At 70.4% G+C, this 16102-nt stretch carries 14 protein-coding genes; 5 read left to right on the forward strand and 9 right to left on the reverse strand.

Features of this window, described 5'->3' with window-relative positions; translation table 11 throughout:
- Positions 1-34: 34 nt before the first annotated feature.
- Positions 35-1114: a hypothetical protein gene (locus IE277_RS19545; RefSeq protein WP_189954140.1), complete on the reverse strand. Its 1080-nt coding sequence runs from the start codon at positions 1112-1114 to the stop codon at positions 35-37.
- Between the two features lie 685 nt (positions 1115-1799).
- On the opposite strand from IE277_RS19545, the gene IE277_RS19550 reads away from it, so the two are divergent.
- Together IE277_RS19550 and IE277_RS19555 are read left to right on the forward strand one after the other, a co-directional pair.
- Positions 1800-2438, forward strand: a complete 639-nt coding sequence (locus tag IE277_RS19550; RefSeq protein ID WP_189954142.1) for a ClpP family protease — start codon at positions 1800-1802, stop codon at positions 2436-2438.
- Between the two features lies 1 nt (position 2439).
- Positions 2440-3042 carry a ClpP family protease gene (locus IE277_RS19555; protein ID WP_189954144.1) on the forward strand — a complete coding sequence of 201 codons (603 nt, stop codon included), beginning with the start codon at positions 2440-2442 and terminating at the stop codon, positions 3040-3042.
- Between the two features lie 86 nt (positions 3043-3128).
- Here IE277_RS19555 and IE277_RS19560 read toward each other — a convergent pair whose 3' ends face one another.
- From IE277_RS19560 to IE277_RS19580, 5 genes are all read right to left on the reverse strand, one after another.
- Positions 3129-3560, reverse strand: a complete 432-nt coding sequence (locus IE277_RS19560; RefSeq protein WP_229881798.1) for a helix-turn-helix domain-containing protein — start codon at positions 3558-3560, stop codon at positions 3129-3131.
- A gap of 303 nt (positions 3561-3863) precedes the next feature.
- Positions 3864-5159 carry a phosphodiester glycosidase family protein gene (locus IE277_RS19565; protein ID WP_189954145.1) on the reverse strand — a complete coding sequence of 432 codons (1296 nt, stop codon included), beginning with the start codon at positions 5157-5159 and terminating at the stop codon, positions 3864-3866.
- Positions 5160-5391: 232 nt separating this feature from the next.
- Positions 5392-7584, reverse strand: coding sequence for an MMPL family transporter (locus IE277_RS19570; protein WP_189954147.1), 2193 nt, complete (start codon positions 7582-7584; stop codon positions 5392-5394).
- 251 nt (positions 7585-7835) lie between these two features.
- Positions 7836-8489 (reverse strand): maleylpyruvate isomerase N-terminal domain-containing protein, encoded by a 654-nt coding sequence (locus tag IE277_RS19575; RefSeq protein ID WP_189954149.1) that lies wholly within the window; start codon positions 8487-8489, stop codon positions 7836-7838.
- 91 nt (positions 8490-8580) lie between these two features.
- Entirely contained in the window at positions 8581-8946 is a 366-nt protein-coding gene (locus IE277_RS19580) for a 5-carboxymethyl-2-hydroxymuconate Delta-isomerase (protein WP_189954152.1), read from the reverse strand.
- A gap of 228 nt (positions 8947-9174) precedes the next feature.
- Here IE277_RS19580 and IE277_RS19585 point away from each other — a divergent pair, with 228 nt between their 5' ends.
- The gene (locus tag IE277_RS19585; protein WP_229881800.1) at positions 9175-9498 is read left to right on the forward strand and encodes a septal ring lytic transglycosylase RlpA family protein; all 324 of its coding nucleotides are present in this window, start codon (positions 9175-9177) and stop codon (positions 9496-9498) included.
- Between the two features lie 95 nt (positions 9499-9593).
- On the opposite strand, the gene IE277_RS19590 is transcribed toward IE277_RS19585, so the two are convergent.
- Positions 9594-10241 (reverse strand): DUF6518 family protein, encoded by a 648-nt coding sequence (locus IE277_RS19590; RefSeq protein WP_229881802.1) that lies wholly within the window; start codon positions 10239-10241, stop codon positions 9594-9596.
- A gap of 207 nt (positions 10242-10448) precedes the next feature.
- Positions 10449-12692, reverse strand: coding sequence for an MMPL family transporter (locus IE277_RS19595; RefSeq protein ID WP_189954154.1), 2244 nt, complete (start codon positions 12690-12692; stop codon positions 10449-10451).
- Positions 12693-12882: 190 nt separating this feature from the next.
- Here IE277_RS19595 and IE277_RS19600 point away from each other — a divergent pair, with 190 nt between their 5' ends.
- Positions 12883-13527: a TetR family transcriptional regulator gene (locus IE277_RS19600; RefSeq protein ID WP_189954156.1), complete on the forward strand. Its 645-nt coding sequence runs from the start codon at positions 12883-12885 to the stop codon at positions 13525-13527.
- Positions 13528-13794: 267 nt separating this feature from the next.
- On the opposite strand, the gene IE277_RS19605 is transcribed toward IE277_RS19600, so the two are convergent.
- Positions 13795-15078 (reverse strand): COG1470 family protein, encoded by a 1284-nt coding sequence (locus IE277_RS19605; RefSeq protein WP_189954450.1) that lies wholly within the window; start codon positions 15076-15078, stop codon positions 13795-13797.
- Positions 15079-15349: 271 nt separating this feature from the next.
- On the opposite strand from IE277_RS19605, the gene IE277_RS19610 reads away from it, so the two are divergent.
- A complete protein-coding gene (locus IE277_RS19610; RefSeq protein WP_189954158.1) occupies positions 15350-16018 on the forward strand; it encodes a helix-turn-helix transcriptional regulator in 669 nt (222 codons plus the stop codon).
- The last annotated feature ends 84 nt before the right edge of the window (positions 16019-16102 follow it).

Consider the following 16102-nt stretch of genomic DNA (forward strand, 5'->3'; position numbering starts at 1 on the left):
CGAACGCGGGACACCAGGCGGCCGTCCTGTCTCCTTACTCCACCACATTGAGCATCGAGGAGGGCGACGTCTTGTCGCCGATGGAGAAGCTCAGGTACGTGCTTCCGAGCGGAGCGCCGGCGCCGGCCTTCACCTCCACCCACATCACGGATGTCGACCCCCCTTGCGGCAGCGCCAGGTTGACATCCGGGAACGTGAGCCCGTCCGCCGACACGTTCCCGTTGTACTGACGCGTGTTCTGGAAGGCGTCCATGACGGTCAGCTTGTAGGAGGCGAACTCGAGCCCCTTTCCCGGAGGGAGGGTCACCTTGATGTTCTGTGGGGGAACCGCTGCCTGTCCGCCGTTCTGCAGTTGCACGCCCGGGTAGCGGGTTTCGACGCCGCGCTTGAGAGAGACCGGGTCGCCCGGCGACACCGAGAACGGGACCACGGGCGCGGAGTGGAGTCGTACGGCCACGTCGGCCAGCTGGGCGCCCGACCAGAACCCGAGCTGGGTGTCGTCCGCGAACTTGATGTACGCGTCGGACGACACAGCCGTGAAGGAGCCCTTGTGCTGCTCCCAGTACCGCTTCCAGGCGCTGCCGACTGTTGCTTCGTCGGCCTTGCGGATCTCGAGGATGTCCCGGTCCAGCTCGACGCCGCCGAACGGCGAGGAGCCGTCGGTGACGGTATAGCGCATCCGCACGGGGTGCGGGCCGTCCTGGGCGAACGCGGCTCCCGCCAGGAAGGTGACTTCGTACCGCGCTCCGTGGATCAGCCCGGCGATGCGCTGGCCCACGTAGCCATGCCATTGGTTGCCCATGCCGATGAGGTCGACGGCGTTGCTTCCGTGTGACGCGTCCCGCCACTCGTTCTGGTCGAAGGCGTAGTCGTGGCTGCGCACGTCGATGTAATTCCCCCTCGGCCCCTGGTCGTTGCCGAGATTGTTGCCGTTGCTGCCGTAGTCCCACTCGGAGAGATACACGTTCTGTGCCCTGGCGACCGCGTTGTAGTAGACGTACTCCGACTCCAGGAAATTGGGTGCCTTCTGGAAGCCTCCGTCCCTGACGAGATTGGGGTTGGTGTTGCCGCTGTCGGCGGCGGCCGGCTGCGGAGAGGGGACGACTGATGTCACGGAACTCCTCCTTCACTGGTCAGCGCGAGTCATCGCGCTAGGCGAAGATGCCCGCTTCGCCGAGGGATTCGACGAGACCGGGCGTGGGGTGGGCGATGACCGGGATCGGGTTTCGACACCGGACTCCCCCGGAGCAGCCCGACGTCTGTCGCCTCGCGAACAGCGAGGCGAGAGCGCGGGGCAGCTGGACGCGTCCGAGGTAAACCGCAGACAAGGCTGGACCTCTCCCGGGCTTTCACGAAAGGGGGTCGATGGGGGCGCGCCGCGCGGGAATCGCTTGCCCGCCACACGGGTGGCCGGCCGAGTTCCGCATCAGCCGATCACACACGACACATGTGCATCGAGTGAACTCCCCGTCGACGTCCTCCACGCCCCACGCTGCGACTCCTCCCCCTTCGGTTCCGCGGGGCACGCCGCGCCGAAGTGAGTGATGATGACCGGGACCTATTCCCGCAAATCCAGCCACGGGCCTATAAACTTATTAAGTCGAAACATTCTGGTCGCCTGGCTCGTTTGAGAGTGTGTGCGGGCGACTGTCCACGCCTCCCCAGGGCCCCTGCTGAGACGTCAGCTCTGCCCTTGGCGAATCTGCGGCGGGCAGAGAATCCGTATCCGGGGGTCTTCCGAGGTCAAGAGTGGAGTCGACGGCATCCCTGCCGCGGCCAAGGAGATCCAAGGAGACCAGATGACCTCACTCACCACGCTCGCGCCCCGCGCGGAGGAGGGCGACACACCGCCCAGCCGTTTCGACGACCATCTCGCGGCCCAGCTGCTGGCCCAGCGGATCGTCCTGCTCGGCACACAGGTCGACGACGTGTCGGCCAACCGGGTGTGCGCACAGTTGCTGCTGCTGTCGGCGGAGGACCCCCGCACCGACATCAGCCTGTACATCAACAGCCCCGGCGGGTCGGTCACCGCGGGTCTCGGCATCTACGACACCATGCGGCTCATCCCGAACGACGTCTCGACGCTGGCGGTGGGGTTCGCCGCCAGCATGGGCCAGTTCCTGCTCACCGTGGGGGCGCCCGGCAAGCGGTTCGCGCTGCCGAACACACGGATCATGATGCACCAGCCCTCCGCGGGCATCGGCGGCACCGCCGCGGACATCGAGATCCAGGCGGAGAACCTCCAGTTCACCAAGAAGGCCGTCGAGCGGATCACCGCCGAGCACACCGGGCAGAGCGAGGCGACGATCGCCCGGGACGGCGACCGGGACCGCTGGTTCACGGCCGAACAGGCCAGGGAGTACGGGATCGTGGACCGGGTGGTGGAGTCGCTCGCCGACATCCGCCCGGCCGCGTCGCGCCGACGGATGGGGTTGTGACATGGGGTCGTACACTGTTCCGTACGTCATCGAGCGGACCGCGCAGGGTGAGCGGTTCTACGACGTCTTCAGCCGGCTGCTGAACGAACGGATCATCTTCCTCGGTACCGAGATCGATGACGGGGTCGCCAATGTGGTCATCGCCCAACTCCTCCATCTGGAGTCGGCGAATCCGGAGCAGGAGATCTCGATCTATCTCAACTCGCCCGGTGGATCGTTCACTTCGCTGATGGCGATCTACGACACGATGACGTTCGTGCAGGCGCCGATCTCCACGTTCTGCGTCGGTCAGGCGGCGTCGACGGCGGCGGTGCTGCTGGCCGGCGGAGATCCCGGGCGACGGTTCGTGCTCCAGCACGCGCGGGTACTGCTCGGCCAGCCGGCCAGCGGCGGCCGGCAGGGGACGGTCTCCGATCTCAGCCTCGCGGCCAAGGAGATGGTCCGTATCCGCTCGCAGGTGGAGGAGGTCCTGTCCCGGCACACGCATCACGACGTGACGACGCTGCGCGCGGACATGGACCGGGACAAGGTGCTCACCGCCGAGGAGGCCGTCGCCTACGGGCTCGCCGACGAGGTGCTGAGCCGACGGCTCGCGTTCGCCTGACCCCCGCGCGGCCATGGCCGAAGGCCGGCGAGCCGGCCGGTACGGCGGTGGTGCGCCCCGTCGTACCGGCCGTCGGTCCGGTCGGGTCAGGCGGCCAGGCAGAGGCCGTCGTACCGCGCCGTGGGCGTCGTACGGCCCCGGCCCACCCGGCTCCGGGTGGGCCGGGCCAGGTCGTCCTGGGCGAGGGAGAGCAGGTCGGCGAGGCCGAGGCCGAGGGCCTGGGCGGCGGCCGCGAGCACCTCGGACGAGGCCTCCTTGCGTCCGCGCTCCAGCTCCGACAGGTACGGCATCGAGATCCGGGCCGCCTCCGCGACGTCCTTCAGCGTGCGTTCCTGGGCGAGCCGCTCGCGCCGCAGCACATCGCCGACGAGGTCGCGCCACAGGGGCTCCCTCGGCGCGGGTGTCTGCGGGGCTCCCGCCGGTCGCTGCGGACCGCGGGCCGCCCCACCGGGACGGGACGGTGAGGCCTGCGGGCGCAGGGGGATGACACGGGCTTCGTTCGGCGTATGGGTGCTCACCCCCTCAGCCTAGGCCCTGTCGTCAAACTCCCGCCTGCCTGGGGGCGGCTGGCACGCACATCTGCCGCGTTGTCGTCAGTCGCCGACGCGCCGCGTCGACTCCCTCCTCCGCCTTGCAGCTGCACGCACCAGCCGTCCCCAGGCCCGCCCTCCGGGCGGACGACGGGAGTTTGACGACAGGGCCTAGGGATCCGGGGCGCCGGGGGAAGGGAGCGGCGTTCTGCCCTGGGTGAAGCCGTGCGGGCGGAGCGGAGGTGCCGCGAGCCTGTGCGCCGCCTTTCCGGTCACGGCACCGGGCGGTGGTCAACTTCCCTGCCCTGCAGGACGGTACGGGCCGGGGACGAAGACCAGGGCGTCTCCCACGGACCGTTCCGTGGGGCCGCTGGGGTGGTTGACCAGGGTGCCCTCGACGGACATGGTGGTGGATCCGCCGCCGTCCAGGTTGACCGCGTCGGTCAGGCCCAGCGCGTGGGCCACGGCCGCCGTCTCGTCCATCGTGGTGCCGACACTGGTCGTCATACGGCCGTCGACGGTCACCAGCACGACCTTGCCGTCGCGGGTCGTACCGGCGATGGTGCGCGGGTTGCGCGCGAAGAAGCCGCCGGAGCCCGCCGGTACCACGATGCGGCCGTGTGCGGTGAGCCGATAGCGGCCGGTCACGCCGGACAGGCCCGGGTGGACGGGCACACGCCGGCCCTGTTCGTCGGTGAGCGCGGAGTCGGTGCGCAGACAGCCCCCGCCCGCGGTGTGCAGCAGGGCGGCCGCGCCGACGCCGGTCGCCTGTACCGAGGTCTGGCCGGGGACCAGGTGGGTGCCGCGCGAGGACCGGGTGCGTACGACGCAGCCGTGTCGGTCGAGGACCACCTCGACGCCCGCGCCGACGGGTGTGGTGCCGGCGAACTCCGGTGTGAGGCGCACGACATCACCGGGTACGGAGCACTGCGTCGGATCGGGCAGCCCGGTACAGGCGGGCGGCACCACGGGCGGGTGGTTCACGTGTGTCAGCGGCAGCGTGGCCCCGGTCCGCCGGTTGTGCAGGCTGCCCGTCCAGCTCATCCGGCCCATCCGGGCACGGTCGCCATGGGCGGCGTCCACGAGGAAGTCGGCCTCCGTGGTGTCACCGGTGGGCTCGCTGAGCAGCCGGCCGTCGTAGAGGCCGAGCCCGACCGGGTCGCCGGGATATTCCGCGCTGGCGGTGAAGGTGAAGAAGGACGCGTTGACGCCGGCCGAAGCCCTGGCGGAGCGCACCAGTTCGGTCGTCTTCTCCGTGTGGGCCAGGTCGGGGCCGTAGGTCGCCCGCACATGCCCGTGCGCCGTGTGCGGGTCGATCGTCAGGACGTCGACCCGCCAGGGGCCCCGGGCCGTGGTGTCGATCTGGCCGGGCGGGGCGGGCTCGGTCCCCCGGATGATACGGGTGAGGGTCACGCCGGCGGCCAGGGTCTGTGTCGTGCGGGTCTCGGGGAGGCCGGGATCGCCGAGCGGGAGAGTCGCCGGGGCGGCGCCGGCCCGGCCGGCGGGCGGGGCGAGGAGGACGAGCAGGGCGGTCACCGTGACGGCCGCCGCACGGGTGAGTCCGGGTCTGTACGAGGTGATGGCCATGCACGCGAGCGTGCTCGCCGCGTCGGACGCCCACCCGTGCGGCGGTTGATGCGCGGGTCCCGGTTGGGTGAACTGCCGGTGCTGCGGGGGAGGTTGGAGCGCCCGGGCGCGCGTCAGGGCCCCCTGCCGTACGGCGACGGGGGAGCCCTGCCGGACCGTCGTGGCCGGGCAGGACTCCCCCGTCAGGAATTCCCTGTCATGCTGCCGCCAGGGCCTGCCCGGCGGACAGGCCCTAGTTGCGGTGTCCCGCCGGGTCGTGGACGACGGAGTCCCGGTCGGTGCCGTAGGGCGGCTCGGAACCGGTCGTCCCGGTGCCCGCGCCGGCCGTCGTCGCCTCGGCCTGGTCGCCGTGGCCCGGCCACCAGGCGGCGTGGCCGATGAGCGCGGTGAGGCTCGGGGTGAAGAACATCGCCATGACGAACGCCGCGACGATGATGCCGAAGGAGACCGCGAAACCCATCTCCGTGAGCAGCGAGTTACCCGCCAGCATCATCGTGGCGAAGGTCGCCGCGAGGATGAAGCCGGCCGCGGCGACGGTCGGTCCGGCGTGGCGCAGCGCCATGCCGGCGGCCTCGCGCGGCTCGCGGCCCTCGCGGGCCTCCTCGCGGAGCCGGGCGATCATGAGGATGTTGTAGTCGGTGCCGATGGCGACCACGAACAGGTACATGATCACCGGGAGCATGAACATCAGGCCCGAATGCCCCTCCCCCTTCTGGAATATCCACACGGTGGCGCCGAGGGTGGCGCCGAAGCCGAGGCCCACCGAGGCCATCAGGTACAAGGGCGCGACCACGCTGCGCAGCAGCAGGCCCAGGATGACCATGATGAGGAGGGCGGCCACCGGGAAGACCGTCTTGTAGTCGTGGTTCACCGCGGTGTTGATGTCCTTGTAGATCGAGGACATGCCGCCGACGACCGCCTCGGTGCCGGGCGGGGCGTCGGAGTGGGCGACATCGCGCACCTTGCCCACGGCGTCGATCGCCTTGTCCGTCGACGCCTCGTACTTGAGCGTGACGGTGAAGTCCGCGGTGGTGCCTTCCTTGTTCAGCTGGGTCATCCGGGCGCTGGCGACCCCGTCCACGGCACCGAGCTTCTGCGCGTACGCGGCGAAGCCGGCCTTGTCCAGCTGCTTGCCGTCGGTGCTGGACAGATAGACGTCGGTGGGTGCCGCGGCGCCCGCCGAGTACGCCTTCTGCATCTGGTCCTGGACGACCATGGACTCCTTGGTCTTCGGCATGGAGCCCGACGCCAGGTCGAACGTGGCGTGGAAGCCGAGGGTGCCGAGCGACAGCACGACCAGGACGAGACCGGACACCGCGGCGGTCAGCGCCGGGCGGCGCTGCACACCACGGCCGAGCGCCGCGAACCGGGCGTTCTCCGGCTCCTTCTTCCAGGACTTGGAAGGCCAGAACACCTTCGGTCCGATGAGCGAGACCACGGCCGGGATCAGGGTCAGGCCCGCGACCAGGGTGACGCCGACCGCGATGGCGAGCGCCGGGCCCATCTGCTTGAGGAAGCCGAGGGTGGAGAGCACCAGCGCGAGGAAGGCGATGATGACGGCGCCGGCCGCCGAGGCGATGGCCTCACCGACCCGGTCGACCGCGTTGATCATGGCCTGTTTGGGTTCGTCACCGGCGCGCAGGCGTTCGCGGTAGCGGAACATCAGGAACAGGAAGTAGTCCGTACCCACGCCGAAGAGCACGACGATCAGGATCGACGAGATCGAGCTGTTGGCCTGGAGGTCGAACAGCTTTGTGGCGTAGGAGATCAGTCCGTTGGCGATGGCCGACACCAGGCCGATCAGCACCAGGGGCAGGACGGCCAGGATCGGTGCCCGGAAGATGATCAGCAGGGTCACCAGAATGATCGCGAAGGTGCCGATGCCGATCAGCGCCTGGCCCCGCTTGGAGGAGTCCTGCTGGTCGAGGGCCTGGGCGGCGGAGCCGCCGAGCTTGACGTCGAGATGTGTGCCCTTGGCCAGTTGCCTGATGTCATCGCGCAACACCTTGGCCGCGTCGGCCTGTTTGGGCTGACCGGCGTTCTTGCTGTCCATCTGAACCAGGGTCAGGTCATACCTTCCGTCCTTGGACGGCGGGCCGGGGACGACCTTCTGCACCTGGTCGATGTGCTTGTTGCCCAGTTCGGTGGTGATCCGGGCGATGTCCTTCTGGTCGGCGGCGGTCAGTTTGCCGCCGTCCGTGCGCTGGTACAGCGCGATCGCGGACGGGGTGAAGGCGCTGGGGAACGCCCTCTGCTGGAGATCCGCCGCTTTGATGGATTCATAACTCTTCGGTAGGAAACTGCTCTCGTCACTGTTCGAGGGCAGACTCGGTGCGGTGGCGACGATCGCCACCGCGGCGATTAGCCATGCCACTATCGTCCACACGGGATGACGGACGACTGTGGTGCCAATTTGTCGGAACATGCGGAAAGGTCCTCCTGGAAAGGAAGATCACCGCAGCCCGGGGAGCGGTCCCTGGCATCGGCGACCTCGATCCGGCTCACATCGGACGAGCCGGTCGAACCGTTGTCTTGGGGCCACATGGTAGTGACCGGATTGAAAGCTAATCGCATCAGGTGCCCTCGGCTCAAGCCGATTTGGAGCGCTCAGGGGACATCGGAGCACCCCGCGAGGGACGCGGGAGCGCCCGGCCGAGGAGGCGAGGACGGGCCCGCTCAGCCAAGGACGAACGGGAGCCTCGCGGCGAGTTCGCCGAGGACGGCCTCCTCCGCCTCGGTGGGCGTACTGCGTCCGGTGCCGATCAGCAGCGCGTCCCGATCGCAGAGCGCGGCGGGGAACGCGGTCCCGGCTATCGTCTCCAGCGACGCGCGCGCCGCGGCGAGGGTCTCGGCGGGCGGCTCGGCGGCCGCCGGCAGATGGGCGTTCAGATCGAGGTGATGCAGGGTCCACTCGACCACATACGCGCAGAGGTAGTCTCCGACGGTCAGCACCTCGTCGCGGGTGCCGACGCGGGCGGCCGGATCGGCGAGTGCGGCGGCGCGGCCTGCCGCGGAACCGACGTCGTCCAGATGGAACTTCAGCCACCGCGGCTCTCCGTAGGCGGCGGCCAGCCGTGGGATCAGCGCGTCGAGCGGATCCTCGCCGGTCGGGGGGTCCACGAGCTTCCAGTAGGTGACCGCGTCCACGGTCGGTTCGGTGTCGGCGGGTGTGACCAGGGTGATCAGGACGTCCTGCGCATCGATGACCAGGTGGCACACCAGGTCCCGTACCAGCCAGCCCGCGCAGCCGGACGGCCGGTCGAAGTCCTCGTCCGGGACCGCGGCGACCGCCGTGAGCAGCGCCGTCCAAGAACGTGAGAAGAGATCCACCGCGGCACGGTAGTGCGGGCGCGGCGCCGCAGACAACCGGATTCGGGCGGGCCGGACCGTCGTGTCGCCGTCCCGGCGCCGCCCGGGCGGCTCAGCGCACCGACGGCGAGAGCCGGTAGGAAGCGGCGAGATCGCGCACCTCGACGGTGAGGACCGCCTGTTCCTCCGCACCGTCGTCCAGCGGCACATGCCGGCCGAGCAGGGCCAGCACGCTCTCGGACAGCCGCGCCTTCCGCTCCTCGGAACGGCCGGGCATGAGGCCGACGTCCACGTGGACGAACGCGGTCTGCGCGCTCGGCACGTCCCCGACATAGGTCTCCACCGGGCGGACCAGCGTCTTGCACACGCCCGAGGAACCGGACTCCTCGACCACGAGCGGATGCAGTTGCTTCACAAGAGCACAGACATCGAACGCTCCGGCCAGGCGGGCGGAGTAGTCGATGGTGAGGTGCGGCATGACGGGCCTTTCCCACGTTCCCCGTAGTTTCTCCAGGCAACTATTTTCCCTCATGCCGCGACCTCGCCGACACGCACCGCCCGGCGGACCGGTCGGCGGTTTCACGACAAGATGCCGAACGCCCCCAACTCCCTTCCGTCATGGCTTACTTCACCGCTTGACGCAACTGGTCTGGACCTTTAGTTTCACGGTTCAGTCACACCCCCCACCCGAAAGGGCCACCTGTTCATGGCCAGGTCCCTCCCCGCCGGCGCGCTCGCAGCCGCTCTGGGCGTCTCCGCATGTCTGCTCGGCGCCTCCCCCGCCCACGCCTCCGATCCGTGCTGGGCGACCCACTACGGCCCCCAGCCGCCCGGCGCCCTGACGGCCAGCGGTGAACTCTTCGACAACGACGCCGACACGGCGGCGACCTCGCTCAGCCGCCGGCCCCAGCTCCCCTTCGGGACCCTGGTGCAGGTGACCAACGCCGCCAACGGCGCCTCCCTGGTGGTCCGCGTCAACGACCGGGCGCCTTCGTCTCCACTCCGCAGCAGCCCAAGTGCCTGGACCTGACCGACGGTGCGTTCAGCCGGCTCGGCGGAAGCCTCGATCCCGACGCCGGCCACATCGTCGTCTTGGAGACCGTCCTCGGCTGACCGGCGTTCGGTTCAGCCGGAGAGCATCTGGAGGGGCAGTTCGATGACGGCGTAGGCCAGTGGCGCGCAGGCCACGGCGACGCCCAGCGCCAGGGCGCGCTCCTTGTGCGTGCGGGCCATGAGCAGCGGGATCAGAACGAACAGCACCGCGCAGGCCCACGCCTGCGCGGTGTAGTGGAGTATCCAGGCGTAGTCCAGGCCCTCCATGCCGAAGAGCCCGGCGAGCGCGCCCAGGCCGGTGACGCGGCGGCGTGCGTCCGGGCCGCGCCGCCACCAGTGGCCCGCCACGCCGAACAGGGGACCCGCGACGCACGCCATGCCGGCCCACACGAGCGGGAAGAAGAGACTCCCGGCGCCGCCGCGCCCGAATTCGGCGTAACCGTAGTACCCGGCGACCAGGCCCAGTTCCGCGCCGAGACCCCCGATCGCGGCCTTGCCCGCCGCGCCCCGCGCATACAGCAGCGCGCCGGCGGCGAAGGCGACGGCGGCCCACACGGCACCGGAGTTGGCGATCTGCTGCCAGGCCCCGGGCAGCCACCCCTGCGCCAGATTGGTCAGTACGCCGAGCAGCACGCCGGCGCCCGACACCGCCGCCGCGGGGCCGGCCCACGGCGTTCGGTCCCTCGTGCGGTCGGCCGGGTCGGCAGTGATCGTCGCCATCGTCGCCCCTCGGGGTCTCAGTTCCACGGCGCGCACTATACACAGGACGTATACATGGCGTGTATACACGAGGCGGCAACGCACCTCCGGGATCACCGGCGCGTCCGGGACGAACCGGCGCGCGGGCACGGAGCGTTCGGCCGACTCGGTCGGCTTGGCCGGGGTGCGCCGTACGGCGATGCGGCGCACCCCGGCCAAGAGCCCTGCTCAGGGCGTGCCCGGCCCGCTCGCGGTGGGCACGGGCGCGGGCTTCGCCGCCGCCGGCTCGCCGGGAACGGGGGCAGGGGCAGGGGCAGGGGCGAGACGCTCTCCTTCGATGTCGAGGTCGGGCAGCAGCCGGTCGAGCCACTTCGGCAGCCACCAGCCGGCCCGGCCGACGAGCGCGAGGACCGCCGGGACGAGGGTCATACGGACGACGAAGGCGTCGATGAGCACGCCGACGGCGAGCGCGAAGGCGATCGGCTTGAGCAGGGTGCTGCCGCCCGGCACGAAGCTCGCGAACACCGCGAACATGATCAGCGCGGCGGCGGTGACCACGCGGGAGGCATGGCGGGAACCGGCCAGGACGGCATCACGGGGTGCGGCGCCATGGACGTACGCCTCGCGCATCCGGCTGACCATGAACACCTCGTAGTCCATGGCGAGTCCGAACAGCACCGCCATCACCAGGATGGGCAGGATGCTGACGACCGGCCCGGTCTGCGCGACGCCGAGCGGGCCCGCGAGCCGGCCCCACTGGAACACGGCCACGACCGCGCCGAAAGTGGCGGCGACCGACAGCAGGAAGCCGAGACCGGCCTTCATCGGCACGACCACCGAGCGGAAGACGAGCAGCAACAGCAGCAGCGACAGGCCGACGACGACCAGGGCGAACGGGACGAGCGAACTCGCCAGCCGGTCGGAGACGTCGATGTTCACGGCCGTCGTACCCGTGACGGACACCTGCGCCCCCGTCCGCTCGCGCCAGTCGGGTGCCTCCGCGCGGATGTGCTCGACGAGGGTCTTGGTCCGTTCGTCCGCGGGCCCCGTCCTCGGCACGACCTGGATGAGGACCGCGTCCTGGTGCGGGACGGGCTGCGGCGCGCCGACCGTGGCGACGCCCGCGGTGGCCTTCAGGTCCCGCACGAGGGTGGTGGTGGCCTGCTGGGTGCTGTCGGCGTGAGAGGTGTCGGCGAGCACCAGCAGCGGGCCGTTGAAGCCGGGGCCGAACTTCGCGGAGACGGTGTCGTACGCCTGTCGCTGACCGCTGCCCGCCGGGGCGGAACCGTTGTCGGGCAGGGCCAGTTGCAGGTCCCGGGCGGGGATCGCGAGGGCGAGCAGGCCGACGAGGACCGCCGCCAGCGTGAGCAGCGGGCGGCTGATGACGATCCTGCCCCAGCGTTCGCCCAGCGACCCGCGCCCGGCGCTCTGGGCGGCCTGCTCGCGGCGGGCGGCGCGCGAGCCCGGCTTCGGCCGCAGCCGCTCCCCGGCGAAGCCCATCAGGGCCGGCAGCAGTGTGGTGGAGACACCGACCGCGACCAGCACGGCGGCGGCACCGGCGAGGCCCATGACGGTCAGGAACGGGATGCGTACGACGGCCAGCCCGCACAGCGCGATGAGCACGGTCAGGCCGGCGAAGACGACCGCGCTGCCGGCGGTGGCGATGGCCCGCGCCGCCGACTCCTCGGTGTCCGCGCCGGTGGCGAGCTGGGAGCGGTGACGGGAGAGGATGAACAGGGCGTAGTCGATGCCGACCGCGAGTCCCAGCATGGAGGCGAGGGACGGCGCGGTGCTGGAGATGGTCAGTACGCCGGTCAGCGCGGACAGCCCGAGCAGGGTCACGGCCACGCCGGCGACCGCCGTCAGCAGGGGCATGCCCGCGGCGAACAGCGAGCCGAAGGTGATCGTGAGCACGACGAGGGCGACGGCCACGCCCGTCAGCTCCTTGGTGTGCCCGCCGCTCTTGCTGCTGCCGTACGCCGATCCGCCGACCTGGACCGTGAGCCCGGCGTCCTTCGCCGGCCGGGTGGTCCGCTCCAGCGCGCCCAGGCTGTCGTCGTGCAGGCCGGCCCGGGTGACCTGGTAGCGGACCTGGCCGAGCGCGGTTGTCCGGTCCGGGGATATGACCTTGCCGCGCACCGGGTCGGTGACGGCGACGACCTGGGGAGCCTGGCCGGCCGCGGCCATGGTGGAGCTGATCGCCCGGGCGTAGCGCGGCTCGGTGACCGAGTGGCCGTGGGGCGCGACGAAGACGATCTGGGCGCTGGTGCCGGCCGCCGAGGGCAGCTCGCGCTCAAGGGCGTCCATCGCGGTCTGGGCCGGTGAGCCCGGCACGGTGAACTCGTCGTCGGTCGTGCCGCCGAAGGCGATCACACAGGTGACGACGGCGGTCAGTGTCAGCAGCCAGGCGGCCAGCACCGCGCGGCGGTGCCGGTAGGCGCCGCGGCCCAGCCGGTAGAGCAGGGAAGCCATGGAGGGTGCTCCTTGAGGGGTGTTGCCGGGAACGAGCGGCACGTACGGGGAGGGCTTCAGTGCCCGCGGCAGAGGCAGCCACCGAAAAATGTCACGACTGACACGATACATAAACTGTCAGGGCTGACACTTTTCATGCTCATGTCAAAAAGGGGGTCACGTGCGGTGCGGAGCGTGGCAGGATGATCCCGTGAGCGCGCAGGGGACACAGGAGCCGGAGCTGGGGCGGCGGGACCGGAAGAAGGCCGCCACACGGCGCACCCTGCTGCAGACGGCGGCCCGGATGTTCGCCGAGCGCGGCTTCCAGGACACGACGGTCAAGGACATCGCCGCCGAGGCCGGCGTCACCGAGCGCACGTTCTTCCGTTACTTCCCCTCGAAGGAAGACCTCGTGTTCGCCGAGATCCTGGACTTCGTCCCGCTGGTCGCCGAGGAGATCCCGCGGCGGCCGGCCGGCGAACCGCCGCTCACCGCCGTCCACCACAGTCTGCTGGCGGCCGCGGCCCGGCGCGAGGGCGGGCTGGCGATCCTCTTCGTGGGCGCACCGCCCCGCGCACTGACGGGCCAGACCCGGCGCACCCATGTCCTGACCCAGTTCGAGGACAGCATCGGCGCGGCACTGGCCGCACGCTTCGCGGAGCACGAGCCCGAGGAGCCGGCCGGCCGGCGCGCGCTGCGCGCCTCGGTCCTGGCCAGAGCCGCCGTCGGCGCCGTGCGCGGCGCCCTGCTCATCCATGTCCGTGGCGCCGAGGCGCCCGCTTCACGCAAGGCCGAGGACTTCGCCGTACTGCTCGACGAGGCGTTCGCGCTCCTGCGAACGACGGATGACGTCTGACACCGTTTCGGCGTGTCACCTTGACGTCGACGCACAGCACCTTCGCGCTTGCAAGGCATGACATCAAAGACGTGAACCAGCCAATTCCGCTTGCTGGTCGTGTGCCGTCAGACCCGTCAGGCGCCCGGAAGAACCGCGAGATTCCGGGCGCCTGACCTATTTCAAAAAGTGTCCGTAACTTCCCACACTCTGACGGTTTTCGGACGGAGTGAGACTCTCCTCTTCCCCTAGCTGCTCATGGGGCGAACGATGTTCGAGGGAGCGATGTCATCGAGTGACGTCGCTGAGTACGCCACTGACATTCAGGACCTCATGACACTGCTGCGCCTGCCGGCCCGTCGCCGGTGTACCGGGCTTCGCGCATGTGACGTTCATGATGACCTTGGCGTCCTGGGGGATCTTGATGGGGGTGACCCAGTGGTAGTCCTGGTTGCGGAAGGTCTCCAGGGCGATCGTGGTGATCTTCCGGTCGCCGAAGGTGATCGTCAGGACGCCCTCGTCGCCCTGGAAGTTGGCGACGACGATGTCCGTGATCCCGAACAGCTTGCCCTTCGGCACCACATAGGTACCGGCGTTGTCCTGGCCGCCGGACGTCTGCACGTCGATCGTGGTCGAACTCTGCTGGCCGGAGCCGCCGTCGCCACCGTCTCCGCCGGTACCGCCGCTGCCGCCGCTGCCCGACTTCGTCCCCTTGTCGCCCTGGGAACCCGTACCCGTCTTGCCCCCGGAACCGTTCCCCGGAGACTGCCCGTCCGGTCCGCCGGGCGTGGGACGCGGCTGGACCACCTCGTTGGCGGCCTGCTTGGCGGCGCTCCGCACGGCCGGCCGGACCAGCGCGAACCACGCCAGCAGCAGCGCGATCAGGGCGGCGAGCAGGGCCAGCAGCCACTTGGGGAAGATCGGGATCTGGACGAACTCGGCTTCCAGCGGCGGCCGTACCAGGGCGCCCGGCTGCTCGGCCCGCTCCGCGGCCGCGGTGTCCGTGGCGTGCACGGTGAACGGCCAGACCACCGGCTTGCCGAACCAGACCGGCTTTCCGGTGCGCACGCGCAGCCGGGTCTCCGCCGACTCGCCCGGTTCCAGCGTCAGTTCGGCGGGCGTGAACGCGAACCGCAGTTCCTCCCCCGCCTGTTCCGGGGTCAGGGCGATCCGGGCCGGGGCGTTGCCCTCGTTGCGCACCGCCAGCCGGTAGCGGCCGCGGAGCCAGCCGCGCCGGCGGCGCGGAAGGATCTCGGTGCGCAGCTCGTGGAACTCCTCCACGTGCACCGTCGTCTCTGGCACCGTGACCGCTTCGGGGTGCTCGGCAGGCAGCACACGTACGCCCAGCGGCACATCACCCGCACGCACTTCGGGCGAGCGGGGCGGGTCCAGCCGGATGGTCACCGTCTCGGAGGTCCCGGGATACAGCGAGACCCGCTCGGGTTCCACGGTGGCCCAGGCCGCACAGTCGCCGACGACCTCCAAGGTGTACGCCTCGACGATGTCACTGTCGTTGCGGACGGTCAGTCGGGTCGAGGCGGTACCACCCGGCATCACCGTCACGGCGGGCATGTCGAGCCCTGGCAGTCCAGGGCTGGAAGAGGCTGCAGAAGGCGTCACGCGATGACCGTAGAACCGCCCGCGGACGGCCACGAGAGGTGCGAGGGCAACGTCCGGGCAGTACGCGTGCCCCGCGCGGTCAAGGCCAACTCGACGGATCGGCAGGCTCGTTGACCGGCCCCGGACCGGTCCGCGGACCTCCCGCGGGCCCCGACACCGTCCCCGCACAGGCTTCCGTGTCCTTCCGCTCCTCTTCGCTCCTCCCACTGAAACAGGACTCTGCATGTCCCTCACCACAACAGAACTTCAGTCCGGTACGGCCCGCCGGCCGCACCGGGTCTCCGTCGCCGTCTACGCCCAGGACCTGGTGCTGCGCATCGGTGTCGTCCATCAGCTCCGCCAGCGTCCCGAGGTGGAACTGCTCGACGACACCGACGCGGAACGGGCGCATGCGTCCCTCGTGGTCGTCGACTCCGTGGACGACGAGGTGATAGCCCTGCTCCAGCGGCTGCAGCGCAACCGGGCGACCCGCACCGGGCTCGTGGTCGGCTCCTTCGAGTCCGCGGCGCTGCAGCGGGTCATCGAGTGCGGTGTCGCGGCGGTGCTGCGGCGCACCGAGGCGGACCAGGACCGGCTGCTGCATCTGGCGGTCGCGCTGGCCAACGGCGAAGGGGTGCTCCCCGGCGATCTGCTGGGCAAGCTGCTGAGCCATGTCGGCAGTCTGCAGCGCTCGGCGCTCGATCCGCACGGTCTGACCCTGTCCACGCTGACCGCGCGCGAGGCGGACATGCTGCGCCTGGTGGCGGACGGTTTCGACACCGCCGAGATCGCGCAGAAGACGTCGTACTCCGAACGGACCGTCAAGAACGTGCTGCATGAGATCACCACACGTCTGCAACTGCGCAATCGGGCCCACGCCGTCGGCTACGCCTTGCGCAACGGCCTGATCTGATGATCCGTCATCTGTAGTCCGGCACCGTGGTGTTGCCCGAAAGCGCAGCCGGCGCTTCCCCCGGGCACGGCCCCGCCGCCCTGC

The organism is Streptomyces alanosinicus (assembly GCF_014650595.1).
GTDB lineage: Bacteria > Actinomycetota > Actinomycetes > Streptomycetales > Streptomycetaceae > Streptomyces > Streptomyces alanosinicus.

Coding starts and splice junctions, on each gene's coding strand:
- IE277_RS19580 (WP_189954152.1), bottom strand. CDS start 8,946: ATGCCGCACCTCACCATCGACTACTCCGCCCGCCTGGCCGGAGCGTTC.
- IE277_RS19585 (WP_229881800.1), top strand. CDS start 9,175: ATGGCCAGGTCCCTCCCCGCCGGCGCGCTCGCAGCCGCTCTGGGCGTC.
- IE277_RS19555 (WP_189954144.1), top strand. CDS start 2,440: ATGGGGTCGTACACTGTTCCGTACGTCATCGAGCGGACCGCGCAGGGT.
- IE277_RS19610 (WP_189954158.1), top strand. CDS start 15,350: ATGTCCCTCACCACAACAGAACTTCAGTCCGGTACGGCCCGCCGGCCG.
- IE277_RS19605 (WP_189954450.1), bottom strand. CDS start 15,078: ATGCCCGCCGTGACGGTGATGCCGGGTGGTACCGCCTCGACCCGACTG.
- IE277_RS19590 (WP_229881802.1), bottom strand. CDS start 10,241: ATGGCGACGATCACTGCCGACCCGGCCGACCGCACGAGGGACCGAACG.
- IE277_RS19595 (WP_189954154.1), bottom strand. CDS start 12,692: ATGGCTTCCCTGCTCTACCGGCTGGGCCGCGGCGCCTACCGGCACCGC.
- IE277_RS19570 (WP_189954147.1), bottom strand. CDS start 7,584: ATGTTCCGACAAATTGGCACCACAGTCGTCCGTCATCCCGTGTGGACG.
- IE277_RS19550 (WP_189954142.1), top strand. CDS start 1,800: ATGACCTCACTCACCACGCTCGCGCCCCGCGCGGAGGAGGGCGACACA.
- IE277_RS19565 (WP_189954145.1), bottom strand. CDS start 5,159: ATGGCCATCACCTCGTACAGACCCGGACTCACCCGTGCGGCGGCCGTC.